Source organism: Streptococcus bovimastitidis (assembly GCF_001885095.1).
Lineage (GTDB): Bacteria > Bacillota > Bacilli > Lactobacillales > Streptococcaceae > Streptococcus > Streptococcus bovimastitidis.
The window spans coordinates 287,110-300,977 of sequence record NZ_LZDD01000003.1 but is presented as its reverse complement, the minus strand read 5'-3'; the positions used below and the strand labels follow the sequence as shown (position 1 = coordinate 300,977).

Genomic DNA, 13,868 nt, shown 5'->3' with positions numbered 1-13,868 from the left:
TTTTTTACTTCATTGACGGATAATATGCTTCTTAACATATCACCCTCACATTTGGTTTTTCTTGTCTTATTCAGTTCTCAAAGGTCTTGCCATCTCTTACGAGACAACTATTATATTCTATCAGGTCACTATGCCTTTGTCAATACTTTTTTTGACTTTTCTTTGACATTTTTATTACTTTTTTATAGCATTTCCAGCGACGCTTTTGACAGCTTTATTAGTATACTCACTAGAGATAAACTTGTCAATAGTTTTTACTTATTTTTCTAACAAGAATTTTTGGATAGCTTCTTGAATACCAGCTTGATCTTTTGAGGCTACTGTAACATCTGCCAAATCTCTAATAGTTGCATTAGCGTTTGCCATTGCCACACCTAGACTAGCATCCCGGATTATGCTTTCATCATTATCAGCATCTCCAACTGCGATGGCTTCTTCTATAGAATAACCAAGTAAGGAACAAAGTGTTTTTAGACCCTGACCTTTTTCAACACCTTTTGCCGTGATTTCAATGGCTGTTTCTTCTGCCTTAGCAAGAGTAATGTTATCCTGACTTAATTCGTTGAAATAGAAGTCACGAAGGTCATTATTCTTAAAATAGAGATTAATCTTTTCAAAATTTCCAATATCCGCCTCCAATTTTGGAAGAATAGCTGGAACAAAATTAGCCGAGTCACGATACAAGTCTTCATATATAGTCATATGATAATCGGCAATATTATCAAAATGATTTTGTTGAATATAGCCCTGACCATCCACCATTAAAACGACCATGACATCATTGGCTTTAACAATTGCACTAATTCTTTTAGAAACATCAGCTGGGATAACTTGCTTGTCTAAGACTTTGTCATTTTCAAAATCATAAACAATCGCACCACTTTCCAAAACACCATATCGGATATTAGCTAACTCATTAGCGTACATATGAAGTTCTGATTTCGGACGACCCGTCGCCAATACAACTTCTTTACCATTATTAAATGCTTCTTTTATAGAAGAAAGACTGGTTTCTGCTATTGTTTTATCTGACTGTAAAAGTGTGCCATCCATATCAAATGCGATTAGTTTATACATATTATCTCCTTTAAACTTTATTATAAGACTTTTTAATGATCAGCTCTTTTAAAGCATTTTGAAATTCCTTATAGTTTCAGACTATTACAATTTCATTAATATTCCTTATTTTGCTTGTTCTCTCTTTATGTTAAAATATAGGTATTAAACTAATAGGAGAGTGTCACCAATGCATAATAACTTGCTCGTTTTACAATCAGATTTTGGTCTCGTTGATGGTGCTGTATCTGCCATGATAGGTGTAGCCCTTCAAGAAGATAGGCAATTACAGATTCACCATTTAACCCATGACATTACGCCTTATAACATTTTTGAAGCGTCTTACCGACTCTTTCAAACCGTTAACTATTGGCCTGAGGGAACAACTTTCGTTTCAGTAGTTGATCCTGGAGTAGGGTCTAAGCGTAAGAGTGTTGTTGCCTTAACCGAGAACAATCAGTATATTGTAACTCCAGATAATGGGACGCTATCTTACATTAAAAAGCATATTGGTATTAAGGCTATTCGTGAAATTTCAGAAGTCAAAAATCGTCTTAAAAACACCGAATTATCCTATACTTTCCATGGAAGGGATGTCTACGCCTACACTGGTGCTAAATTAGCTTCTGGTCATATTACTTTTGAAGAAGTTGGTCCAGAATTATCCGTCGATGCGATTGTTGAAGTCCCTGTCGTTAATACAGTGATTGAAGATGATGTCATCAGAGGTGTTATTGATATCCTTGATGTCCGTTTCGGTTCCCTTTGGACTTCTATTACTCGTGAAGAATTCCATCATTTTAAACCTGAATTTAGTGACCGTTTCGAAGTAACTATTTACAACAATGATATGTTGGTTTATCAAAACCAAGTTACCTATGGTAAATCCTTTGCTGATGTTCGTATTGGCCAGCCGATTATCTACATCAACTCTCTTTACCGGGTTGGTTTAGCCATCAATCAAGGCTCCTTTGCCAAAGCATATAATGTCGGCGTTGGACAAAACTGGCATTTAGAAATTAAGAAAATTTAAAATTCTCATTATTAGAGATATTATTACAGTTATCCTCGTTTTATCTAAATCAAACATCTTATAGAAAAGAGACAATTATGAATAACTTATCCATTAAAACTGTCGTTGCCATCGGTATTGGTGCTGCCCTATTTATCATCATTGGTATTTTTGTACCAATTACTATCTTTACCAATACCACTATTTCCTTACAATATGCTGTTCAAGCCTTATTTGCTGTTTTATTTGGTCCTTTAGCAGGATTCTTTATTGGTTTCTTCGGACACATGATTAAGGACATGCTTTCATACGGTTCCGTATGGTGGTCATGGGTTATCCCAAGTGGTTTAGTTGGTTTAGGCATCGGTTTCCTCCAAAAGAAACTTCAAGTTGCTAATGGGGTTTTCAATAAAAAAGACATTATTCTTTTCAACACCACACAAGCGATTGTTAATATTGTTGCCTGGGGAATTGTTGCACCCTTAGGTGATATCCTTGTTTATCATGAGCCAGCAAACAAAGTCTTTACCCAAGGTATTTTTGCTGGTATTGCTAATATTTTTACTATCGGTATCGGTGGTACCCTATTAATCATTGCTTACGCTAACACTCGTACTAAATCAGGTAGCCTGAAAAAGGACTAAAGACTTGGAAAATTCACAAAATACTGCTATCCAATTCAAAAATTTCACCTTCAAATACGACGCTCAGTCGACACCTACAATAACAAATCTCAACCTCAGCATTGAAAAAGGACAAAAAGTTCTCATTATTGGTCCTTCAGGTAGTGGGAAATCAACTATCGGAAACTGCCTAAATGGTATTATCCCTAATCATTTTAAAGGCGAGAATAGTGGATTTCTTTTGATAAATGGCATTGATGCCTTCGACCTTTCTATTTACGAAAAATCCAAAATGGTTTCAACTGTTTTGCAAGATCCAGATGGCCAATTTATCGGCTTATCGGTTGCTGAAGATATTGCCTTCGCCCTTGAAAACGACTGTCTAGACCAGACTGAGATGTCAAAAAAAATCAATTATTGGGCTCACCAATTAGAACTGACAGACCATTTAACCAAACGTCCCCAAGACTTATCTGGAGGACAAAAACAAAGAGTCAGTCTTGCTGGAGTCTTAGTCGACGAAAGTCCCATCTTGCTTTTTGATGAGCCCTTAGCTAACTTGGATCCCAAAACCGGACTGGACGCTATCGATCTCATTGATCGCCTTCATCAAGAAACCAAGGCGACAACTGTCATTATTGAACACCGTCTTGAAGATGTTCTTTATCGTCACTTGGATAAAATAATTCTCATCAACGACGGCATTGTCCTCTTCGACGGCAGCCCTGATCAGCTTCTGGCCAGCGACCTGCTTGTTCAAAACGGTATCCGCGAACCTCTCTACATCACCTGCCTTAGAGAGCTTGGATATTTCATTGAAAGAGAAACTGAACTCAACAATCTCGATGCCCTAGATCTAAGTCCCATCACACTTCCAGAACAAACTGAGAAAGCAACGGTAACGAAGAAAGAGCCTTTATTAAAAATTGAAAATCTTAATTTTGGCTATGACAGCGACCAAATGATCCTGAAAAATATCAATTTGACCCTAAACAAAGGCGAGAAAGTGGCTATTGTTGGGCAAAATGGTGCAGGAAAGTCAACTTTGGCTAAAATCATGTGTCAATTCTTAGAAACTGATGCCCGCGTGACCTACCGGGGGAAGGACATTTCCCAGGATTCCATTAAGGAACGAGCGGATAGAATTGGCTATGTCCTGCAAAATCCTAATCAGATGATTAGTAAAGCAGCTATTTTTGATGAAGTGGCAGAAGGTCTACGTCTCCGTGGCATCCCAGAAGAATTAATCAAAACCAAGGTGGATGAAACCCTCAAAACCTGCGGTCTTTATCCCTTCCGTAATTGGCCGATTTCTGCCCTTTCCTTTGGTCAGAAAAAACGCGTTACCATCGCTTCAATCCTTGTTCTAGGACCAGAAATCATCATTCTTGATGAACCAACTGCCGGACAAGACAAGCGTAACTATAGTGAAATCATGAATTTCTTAGACCAATTAAATCAAAAGGGACATACCATTATCATGATTACCCATGACATGCAATTGATGATGGAATATGCAGACAGAACGATAGTCTTAAGCCGGGGACAAGTGATTGCTGACGACCAGCCAGCGGCCATCCTTTCAAATCCAAGCATCTTGGACCAAGCTTATTTGAAAAAAACCAGTCTCTTCCACCTAGCGGAAAAACTGGACTGTGATCCCATCCAAATCACAAATTACTATATGACAAAAGAAAGGGAAAGACATGCCTCAGAGACTAATCGGTTACCAAGCTAACAAAACCTTTATTCATCAATTGTCTGGTGCCAGCAAGTTAATCTATTTCATTCTTGTCTCTGTAGCCTGCATGACAACCTATGATACCCGCTTAATTCTTTTTATCAGTTTGCTATCGTTAATCTTACTGAAAATAGCAAAGATTCCTTGGAAAAATATTTCCTTTGTCATTTCCTTTGTGACTTTTTTTGCCATCATGAACGTGATTATGGTCTACCTCTTCGCACCAAACTATGGACAAGATATCTACCAATCACAAACCATCTTGCTAAAAGGATGGGGCAACTACAATCTGACCAGCCAGGAACTCTTCTATCTTTTCAACCTCAGCTTGAAATATTTCTCAACCGTTCCCTTGGCCATACTTTTTTTGACCACAACCCATCCCAGCCAGTTCGCTTCAAGCCTAAACCAGATTGGCATGCCCTACAAAGTGGCATATGCCATCTCCCTAACCCTGCGCTACATCCCTGATGTGCAAGAAGAGTTTTATATGATTCGGACATCCCAAGAAGCCCGCGGCCTAGAATTATCCAAAAAGGCCAAACTCCTTGACCGAATTAAAGGCAATCTGCAAATCATTATTCCATTGATTTTTTCATCTTTGGACCGGATTGACACCGTGTCAACAGCCATGGAACTGCGTCGTTTCGGCAAGGAGAAAAAAAGAAGCTGGTACAGCGCCCAACCATTCAGCAAGCTAGACATATTAACCATCGGCCTAGCCCTAACCATTGTCAGCCTAACCATCTTCTTGTTCTTTATCAACCAAGGCCGCTTTTACAACCCATTTATCTAATCCCTTTTAAAACAAAAGAGAAATGGCGACAAGTGGACCCCAGTTAACATCCACCCACTCAGGCATCAAACCTCCATAAACAAGCCAAAAGGCTGGACTTCCCAAGGAAGACCAGCCTTTTTTCTATGCTTCAATGTTAAGAATCGTTTTACCTTGAGAAGACCCCTGATCAACCTTTTTCAAAGCCTTATTAACATCATTAAAGGCAAAAACCTGATCAATGGACACCGCAACTTGCTTCTCTTGCAATACTTGAGAAATCTGACGCAATTGTTGACCACTAGCTTGCACAAATAAGAAATGGTAAACTTGCCCTTTTTTCTTAGCCAAACGATCATACTTGGCACCAACTAAGCCCATCAAGAATTGTTTGAAAGCAGAAAAGCCCATTTCTTTGGCAAAAGCCTTATTAGGCATACCTTTAAGACTGACTAACTGGCCACCCTCTTTTAAAATCGCAAATTGCTTTTCAAGCTCCTGACCACCAAGCGTATCAATGACATAATCCATGTCAGATAGAACCTGACTAAAGCCCACCTCTTGATAATTGATATAATGGTCAGCACCAAGAGCCCGAACACGCGCCTCATTACGACCACTCCCATTAGTATAAACCTCTAAACCACGGGCTTTAGCCAAAGGAATGGCCATAGCGCCGAAGCCACCACTGCCACCAGAAATGAAGAGTTTCTTACCAGCCTCAACCTGCATTTTGTCCAAGGCTTGGAAAGCTGTCAAAGCCGTCAAAGGCACCGCAGCTGCTTCTTCTAGTGACAAATAATCCGGAACAAGAGCAAGAGCCTTAGCATCAATAGCCAACCATTCCCCAAAAGCACCCGTTTTAGCTAAAGGCAGACGGGCATAAACCCTTTGCCCAATTTCAAAATCAGTTACCCCTTGACCCAGCTCTTCAACAAGCCCTGAAAATTCATTACCAGCCACAAGTGGTAATTGGTAAGGCAGAATTAACTTAACCTCTCCTCTAGTAATCATGTTGTCTAAAGGATTAACCCCAGCATAGGCCACTTTTACAAGAACCTCACCCGGTCCTGCCACTGGTTTAGCAATTTCATTAAGGCTTAAATCCAATTTCTCTTTTGAATAATTTAATAATTGTGCAACTCTCATCTCTCACTCCATCAGCCACAACTCCCAAAGGCGTCATGAGCTCTTCTCTCACTTTTTATTACTGTTTTTTTGCTTATCTAAGCTTACCCTAGCCAGCAAGCACTGTCAACAAATGGGCTCAAAAAAAGAGACTCCTGCCAAAGCAATTTCTAACTTAGAAAAACTAAGCTAAAGTCACCTACCAAAAATCTCTTACTTACATGTGGTTAATAAAATAATCAAAACTGGCCTTACTTTCCGGATGACTAGGCAAAAGCAACTCCGGATGCCACTGAAAACCCAAAATCCGGTACTTGTGACTATAAACTGCCTCAATAGTCTTGTCCTTCTGGTCCCAGGCAATGGCCTTCAAATCAGGCGCCAACTCCCTAATAGACTGCATATGCAAGGAATTGACCCTGCTTTCCTGACCATAAATCCCATACAAAACACTATCCTTGTCCAAAACAATTGTGTCCTTAGCCTGATGAGGGGCTTCTTCTTGCCAATGGTTGGAAATGGATTGGTTGAGAGTCCCGCCTAGTACGACATTGACAAGCTGAGTCCCACGGCAGATAGCCAGGACCGGCTTATTCTGTCTGAGGACCTCCATGACTAATTGGCTTTCAAAGATATCTCTGTCTTCATTGTAGTCATCACTGGCAATGCTCTGCTTTTCACCATAAAAGTGCGGCGAAACATGCTGACCACCAGTTAGAATCAACTTATCAATCATAGAGACATAGTCTTTCACCAAGTCCTCATTGGCAATCGGTAGCATCATGGGCAAACCGCCCAGCTCCATGACCACATCAGAGAATATGGTCGAAGAATAAGTTCTGGTAATGCCATTTTCCCAGGAATATTGATTCTTGCCCTTACTGATATTACCTGTAATGCCGATAACCGGTCTCTTTGTCATGCTAAGCCCCTTCCCTTTTGATAATAGGCTTATTTTAGCACAAAGACTGAAGGCTGGGTATTAGGTATTTTTTATCGTTGGGATAAGAAAAGTTAATGACACCTTATTGAATAAAGGAGTCAGTCTATCACATTTAGAGACAAAAAAACACCAGCCAACAGTGACTGGTGAAGGGGGATAGAGATAGGACTTAATGTTTGTGATGCATGCTTTTTCTGAGTTTGAAAAGAGCATTAAAAGGATAATATAGGAGACTAGTTGGAAGATTAAATTCCCCGATATATTCATCAATGGTCGGGTTAAAATTGGACTTAAACTTGGTTAGACCATCAGAGAAATCCCCTTCAATACCACCCATATTGGCCCACTTGATTCCCTTCTGATAGGCATCCTGAAATGCTTTAGGATAAAGCAAGTATTGCGGATAGAAGGTTTTAAATTCCTCATTCATCCCAGCATAGAGCATCTCCATGGAATGGCCGTAGGCAATAGACAGAATACCCGCCACCATAACTTCTTCCGGATATTTCTTAGCATACTCCTCATAAGACTTGATCGACTTACTCAGCGAAGCTTGCTGGTCCGATAACTTCCGCAATTTCTTTTTCTGATGTGGCTGACATTGACTCAACTCTTGCTCCACAATAGCAAATTCTGCCTGGAGTTTCTCCAACTGTAAAGGAATATTTACCTTAGCCAAATGCAAATAAGCATCATCCCCATAAATAGTCATCAAATTATTAAAATAGTCAAACCCTCTTAAATGAATCTGCTTACGGTTTTCCGTTAGGGAAATCAAATCAGCAAAGGCCGCAAGATCGCTTGCCTTAGCCCGGTGAACCGTAACACCTCTCTTTTGGGCATCAGCCATCAGACGCTTAGTGTGTTTCGGAAAATCTTCCTGAAAATCTGGAAAAAGGTAACGATTAGCCTGAAAGCGCGGTTGAATAGTCTCATAAATCATAAGACTCGGACCAACCCATTTCAAACCAGCCTTTTTCAAGTTGTCAATGGCTTGTTGCCCACTACCTTCAATATCTTGCACATTCTCCCCCAAGCGATATTGCTTGTAAAAGATAGCTGGATCACATTTAACCATCAAAGCATGTTTTTCCCGGGCATAACGCTTCAAATAAGAAAAGACAAAGGCAACCAAATCAGCACAGCTATAATCCATTACCGGTCCTCTTGGGACATAAATCATGGACAAACCAAACGGCAAGGGCTTAATCAGCAACGACAATGAGGCCACTTGCTGATTATCCTCATAAAAACCAATGCGTTCATTGACCCAATTAGATTTGACTTGAGCCCAAGCACTACTCTGTAGGAGATTGATTTGCGAATGCCCCTTAACAAAGGCATCATGTTCATCTGCACTAATACCAATTCTAAAATGATATTTCCCTGTCATATTTACCTCTATAAAGTTTACTGAAATATTTCTTTTGTTTCATTTGTGTTACATAAGTGACTTAATGATATCATATAGACATCTAATTGTAAACTAAATTTTAAAATAATGTATAATTTTTTTAATAATATTACGTATTGGAGTGTTTTTATCATCCTTATTAAAAAAATCAAAAAAATAAAAAGAGACTGGGACAAATGTCCTGTGCCTCTTCATGGTTATAGTCTAGTTTACAAAACGATGAGCTGGAGTGGACCCTAATGTATTGATAATACAAGTCCTACAGCCATCCTAATCAACATTGCGGAGATAAGACGATAAAATCGGTAATTCCATTGAAAGCACCGAATTTTGTCCTGCTCTCTTTATTTTACCTTGTAAGAAAGATTAATCTAGCCACCAATTATGGGCCTGGCAGGCCTTATAAATCCCATCTTGAATGTTGTCGTCGGTAATGTAGTCAGCTAATTCTTTCAGCTCTGGACAGGCATTTCCCATGGCAATGCGATAAAAATGGTCATTGAACATATCGATGTCATTTCGTCCATCACCAAATACCACGACATCTTGACTATCTGCGCCAGCAATTTCTAAAAGACGATATATACCTGCAAGTTTAGCATCCGGTTGGAACATTAGGTATTCTTTTTCAAAACGCAAATGCCCGATAGCTTCTTTTGATTTGAGGAGTTTTTCTTCTTTTTCAGGTACTGCCACGTACATTTTAAAAATCTCTTTAAAGGTCTTTGGATCAAATTCTGGGTCGATAATATAGATAGATGGTTCTTTACGCATACCGACTTGCTCATGGAAAAGAAAATCATTGGCATAGACTTTATGACTGTCATCAACTGCAGTATAGATGCCATAACCCAAATCTCTGGCTTCTTGATAGACCGCATAAGCCTTTTCAAAATCTAAACCTTTATTTTCAACGAGCTCACCATTAAAAACAATACCATGGCCACCATTACAAACCATGTTATCAAAGCCATTATCCTTCATAAAATGAATAGCTTTATAATGGGCTCTCCCCGTTGCAATAGCGACAAAGTGTCCAGCTTCCCGTAGCTTTTTGAGTGCTTCCAAAGCTGAAGGTACTACTTTACCTGTGCTTCGATCCGTTAAAGTGTCATCGATATCAATGAAAAAATATTTTTTTGTCATCTTATTCAAATGGATATTCCATCCCCCATTGTTGACGAATGGCAGTTAAAGTTGCCATTACATCTCTTACAATCTCTAAATTTTCTTGGCCATTTCCTAGTCGAATATAGGATTCCATATCTTCTACTTCATATTGAAGAGCCTTGTCTGAAACACCATCTTCGATAACTTCAGTTCTACCATCTTCTGTGTAGGTAATAGTTGCTTGATGAGCTCTTGGATACTCAACAATTTCGATATAGCCTTTTTCTCCAGCAATAACTCCTCGTTTTGGTTGTTTAGCGCGCATGGTTAATGCCATAACCGCCATCTCGCCATCAGGATTTTTCAAGATAATACCTGATGTTTCATCAACACCTGTTTCAAAATAATTAGCCGTTGTAAGGACAACATTAGCCTTACTCTTCATGAAGAAACGAGCAAAACTGGTTGCATAGACACCGATATCTAGAAGGGCACCACCAGCCAATTCTTTGGAGAAGAAACGGTTATTAATATCATATTCTTTACATGAACCAAAGTTAACTTGTATCATTTTAACCTGACCAATAGCTCCGCTCTCTACGATAGTTTTCAATTTTTTGTAAAGTGGCATATGAAGCAGAGTAACCCCATCACTAATAACCAAGTTCTTTTCTTTGGCAATGGCTACGCATTCCTCAAGCTGACGGCTGTTAACAGTGATTGATTTTTCACAAAAAACATGTTTTCCTGCAAGCAAAGCCTGACGCATGAATTGGTAGTGTAAACTATGTGGAGTGGCAATATAAACAATATCAACTTTAGGATCTGCAATCATGTCATCCGCACTAGCATATGCTTTTTCAACCTGAAATTCTTCAGCATATTTTTGAGCACCAGCAAGATTAGCATCACATACGGCATAAATACTGCCTTTAACTTCAGTCAAGGCCTTACCCATTTCATGTGCAATCCAACCTGTTCCTAAAATTCCCCAATTTAATTCTGTCATTTTGATTTCCTCTCTTTTATTATCTTATCATTTTCTTTGGCAATAATAACTTTACTAGCCACTTTGTAGAATAAAGAATGTCCAACAAGACCTGGAAGACTATCCAATGTTTTAGCTAAATCTTCCAAATCATCAACTTGTTCAAAGTAAGCATCCATTAAATAATTGCCATCATCACTAATGACTAAGCCGACTTTTCCTTGACCTTTTCGTGATTCCAACTTGATAGCTTTTTCCCTAAGAATTTTCTTGATAAAACTATACGATGAAGGTAAAACCTCTAAACAGATTGGAAAAGCAAAGGCAAGCTTCTCGTGATATTTACTGTCATCTGCAAGGAGAATATAGGACTCTGCCATTTGGGCTAGTATTTTCTCCCTCGTGTGATTACCACCACAAGATTTTAAGGCATTTAAATTAGCATCTACTTCATCACAGCCGTCAAATGCTAAACTAACCAAAGCTGTATCCTCAAGTTCTTGAATAGGGATCTCATTTTCTTTGCATCTCATTTTTGTCTCATAGGAAGCCGTGATAACTGTTACATTTTTTGAGCTTTTGCTAGTTTATCAATGATTAGAGCAACTGTTGATCCACCTCCTAGGCCAATCAACATGCCATCTTCAATCATTTCAAAAGCTAGCTGAGCACATTTTTCTTTCTTGATTATTCCTCGTTAGGTAATGGCTTTTTGAGGATTGCTAGGATTAAGCATCCCACAACCGAACCAATTAAAATAGCTAAAGCATACATTAAAGTATGCCCAATTGTTGGTAGAACAAAGATTCCTCCGTGAGGTGTCCGTAATGTACAGCTAAAAGCAAGGAATAAAGCACCGGCTAAGCTGAACCAACCCAACAATACAAAATGGAAGGACTTAAATAGAACCCCTAGCATCAAATGGAATGGCTCCTTCTGAAATAAAAGGGCATTCAATACGAATGCTCTTTTGAATATATTTTTTATTAGCTAAATTTCACGATAATTTTCTATAATATAATCTTCTGCTTTTTTACTCCAAATACCATTATTTTCAGAAATAATAGCAGCTAATTCTTTATCAAAACAGCCTACTTCACTTAAAGCCATTCTTTCAAATTGTTTCTGCGTATAAACAAGTTTCTTGCCCCCACCAATTTGAGGTTGATTTTGTGTTGTTTCAGCAAGTGAATCTAGTCCTAAAATGTGAGTAACAATATTTGCAACGGTCACAGACCCATTTTCTACAGCTTTAACAGCCTTCTTCATATCATTAATATTTCCACCTGAAGTTCCTACATAGTGTGTAAATGAATAATGAATATCGTAAAAATTGATTGGTGCAAAGAAATCTTTGTTTTGTGGTCCTGCAAAGAAATTTAAACAAGCATCTGCAGCTAATAATTTTGAAGCATCTGTTACTAAAGATTCCGATGGAACTAGTACAAAAATGTCATCATATAATTCATCTGAAAGAACTTTTTTTAAAGAATCAACTTGATTTTCCAAATCTTTTGTATTTACAAAGAATACTTTTGTTTTTTCTGTTGATGGATAAAGTCTTTTAGCACGATCCAATTTATCTTGATTAATATCTGTAATCACAAGATTTTTAGGATTAATTGGTCCATGCAAGGCATAGTCTATTGCTAATAATCCCATTGGACCAGTCCCACCCAATATTAACATATTTCCATTTTCTTTAATTCCCATTTTATGATTGTAAGAACCCTCAATCAAGTGATAGTTGGCCTCAAAAGCACCAATAACACATGATAAGGGTTCTAGAAGAGACCCTTCAAAATAACTGTCACCTTCATAGGGGATTAAACAATCTTGATTTAAAACATCTTTATCAATAATGATATAGGTAGCATCTCCACCCGTATAAGGATAGGAATAACCTGGACAATCTGGTCTATCAGGTAATTGTAAGTTTGCTTGAACAACATATTTTTGACCAGTTTTAAATTTATGCTTCCAATTTTCACCTACTCTAATAATTTCACCACAAAATTCATGACCAATTATAATTGGGTTATTAGATAAATCATTTGGCGTCTTTTTGTGGTTCTCACCTTGATTTGCTAGCTTCCATGAGGACATACAGATACTATCAGTCACTACCGATGCCAAAATTTCATCTTTACTAATTTCAGGTAATTCAAATTCCTCAAGTCTTAAATCGTTTTTGCCATATAATCTAACTGCTTTTGTTTTCATTACTTATCTCCTTTATTTTAAAATTCCTAAGGCATATCCTAAAATTCCTACTGCAAATAATGCAAAAATTAATAGAATTGGACTAACTTTTTTGCGTAAAAGATACATCATTGCGAAAGTTAGTATTAAGGGTAATAAACCAGGAACAAGTTGATCCAGGATATTTTGAATGGTTGTGGTAATTATTTTACCGTCCTCACCTTTTGTTTTATATGCAGCTAGAGCAACATTGATACTCGTCCATTTCGTAACAAGGACTCCCATAATAAATAAACCTAGAATAGTAGCACCTTCTGTTAATTTTGGAAGAATATTCCCTGACAAGTTTTTCACTATTCCCAAACCTTGTTTAAAGCCATAAGTTAATCCATACCATTTAATTGCCATACGAGCTGCATTAAATGCCAAGAAAAATATAATTGGTCCAAGAACTTGTCCAGTTAGAGCCATTGAAGCACCAATAGCTGCAAGTATTGGTCTTAAGGTTCCCCAAACAAGCGGATCGCCAACTCCACAAAGTGGTCCCATTAAACCAATTTTCAAACTACTAATTGTTCCATCATCTAAGTCTGCACCATTTGCTTTAGCTTCTTCCATAGCCATTGTGACTCCAATTACTGGACCACACATAGCAGGTGTAACGTTAAAGAAGGTTAAATGTCTCCTTAATGCTGCAACCTGATCCTCTTTTTTTGTGTAAACACGTTTAATTGTTGGTATCATATCAACACAGAAAGCTAATGCATGGATTCTTTCAAAATTAAACGATGCTTGTTGGAAATTGGAATAAATGAAGGTCATGAACATATCTTTTTTTGTAATGCTATTCATTCTTATGTTTTTTTCTCTTGTCAT

The 13,868-nt window shown here is 38.1% G+C and carries 14 protein-coding genes; 4 read left to right on the top strand and 10 right to left on the bottom strand.

Translation table 11 applies throughout. The features are described 5' to 3' along the window. Nucleotides 1–258: 258 nt before the first annotated feature. A complete protein-coding gene (locus tag A9Q68_RS09900; protein WP_071794520.1) occupies nucleotides 259–1,077 on the bottom strand; it encodes an HAD family hydrolase in 819 nt (272 codons plus the stop codon). Between the two features lie 169 nt (nucleotides 1,078–1,246). Here A9Q68_RS09900 and A9Q68_RS09895 point away from each other — a divergent pair, with 169 nt between their 5' ends. The 4 genes from A9Q68_RS09895 (at nucleotide 1,247) to A9Q68_RS09880 (ending at nucleotide 5,228) form a co-directional block, all read left to right on the top strand. Continuing rightward, nucleotides 1,247–2,089 (top strand): SAM hydrolase/SAM-dependent halogenase family protein, encoded by an 843-nt coding sequence (locus A9Q68_RS09895; protein ID WP_071794519.1) that lies wholly within the window; start codon nucleotides 1,247–1,249, stop codon nucleotides 2,087–2,089. A gap of 77 nt (nucleotides 2,090–2,166) precedes the next feature. Beyond that, nucleotides 2,167–2,712 (top strand): ECF-type riboflavin transporter substrate-binding protein, encoded by a 546-nt coding sequence (locus tag A9Q68_RS09890; RefSeq protein ID WP_071794518.1) that lies wholly within the window; start codon nucleotides 2,167–2,169, stop codon nucleotides 2,710–2,712. A gap of 4 nt (nucleotides 2,713–2,716) precedes the next feature. Further along, on the top strand, nucleotides 2,717–4,429 hold the full coding sequence (locus A9Q68_RS09885) for an ABC transporter ATP-binding protein (protein ID WP_071794517.1): 1,713 nt from the start codon (nucleotides 2,717–2,719) through the stop codon (nucleotides 4,427–4,429). Continuing rightward, on the top strand, nucleotides 4,398–5,228 hold the full coding sequence (locus A9Q68_RS09880; protein ID WP_071794516.1) for an energy-coupling factor transporter transmembrane component T family protein: 831 nt from the start codon (nucleotides 4,398–4,400) through the stop codon (nucleotides 5,226–5,228). Before A9Q68_RS09885 ends, A9Q68_RS09880 begins: the two co-directional genes overlap by 32 nt. Nucleotides 5,229–5,351: 123 nt before the next feature. Here the strand turns inward: A9Q68_RS09880 and A9Q68_RS09875 are convergent, their stop codons facing one another. From A9Q68_RS09875 to A9Q68_RS09835, 9 genes are all read right to left on the bottom strand, one after another. Next, nucleotides 5,352–6,356 (bottom strand): NADP-dependent oxidoreductase, encoded by a 1,005-nt coding sequence (locus tag A9Q68_RS09875; RefSeq protein ID WP_071794515.1) that lies wholly within the window; start codon nucleotides 6,354–6,356, stop codon nucleotides 5,352–5,354. 196 nt (nucleotides 6,357–6,552) lie between these two features. Beyond that, nucleotides 6,553–7,257, bottom strand: coding sequence for a gamma-glutamyl-gamma-aminobutyrate hydrolase family protein (locus A9Q68_RS09870; RefSeq protein ID WP_071794514.1), 705 nt, complete (start codon nucleotides 7,255–7,257; stop codon nucleotides 6,553–6,555). 190 nt (nucleotides 7,258–7,447) lie between these two features. After that, the gene (locus A9Q68_RS09865) at nucleotides 7,448–8,671 is read right to left on the bottom strand and encodes a peptidoglycan bridge formation glycyltransferase FemA/FemB family protein (protein ID WP_071794513.1); all 1,224 of its coding nucleotides are present in this window, start codon (nucleotides 8,669–8,671) and stop codon (nucleotides 7,448–7,450) included. Nucleotides 8,672–9,058: 387 nt separating this feature from the next. Beyond that, nucleotides 9,059–9,838, bottom strand: coding sequence for an HAD-IIB family hydrolase (locus A9Q68_RS09860; RefSeq protein WP_071794538.1), 780 nt, complete (start codon nucleotides 9,836–9,838; stop codon nucleotides 9,059–9,061). A 1-nt stretch (nucleotide 9,839) separates the two neighbouring features. After that, a complete protein-coding gene (locus A9Q68_RS09855) occupies nucleotides 9,840–10,811 on the bottom strand; it encodes a Gfo/Idh/MocA family protein (protein ID WP_071794512.1) in 972 nt (323 codons plus the stop codon). Beyond that, nucleotides 10,808–11,347 (bottom strand): ribose 5-phosphate isomerase A, encoded by a 540-nt coding sequence (gene rpiA / locus A9Q68_RS09850; RefSeq protein WP_276204055.1) that lies wholly within the window; start codon nucleotides 11,345–11,347, stop codon nucleotides 10,808–10,810. Before rpiA ends, A9Q68_RS09855 begins: the two co-directional genes overlap by 4 nt. Before the next feature lie 130 nt (nucleotides 11,348–11,477). Further along, a complete protein-coding gene (locus tag A9Q68_RS09845) occupies nucleotides 11,478–11,708 on the bottom strand; it encodes a hypothetical protein (protein WP_071794511.1) in 231 nt (76 codons plus the stop codon). Nucleotides 11,709–11,780: 72 nt separating this feature from the next. Continuing rightward, entirely contained in the window at nucleotides 11,781–13,013 is a 1,233-nt protein-coding gene (locus A9Q68_RS09840) for a zinc-binding dehydrogenase (protein ID WP_071794510.1), read from the bottom strand. A gap of 12 nt (nucleotides 13,014–13,025) precedes the next feature. Then, complete coding sequence (locus tag A9Q68_RS09835) at nucleotides 13,026–13,868, bottom strand: PTS system mannose/fructose/sorbose family transporter subunit IID (RefSeq protein WP_071794509.1); 843 nt, start codon at nucleotides 13,866–13,868, stop codon at nucleotides 13,026–13,028.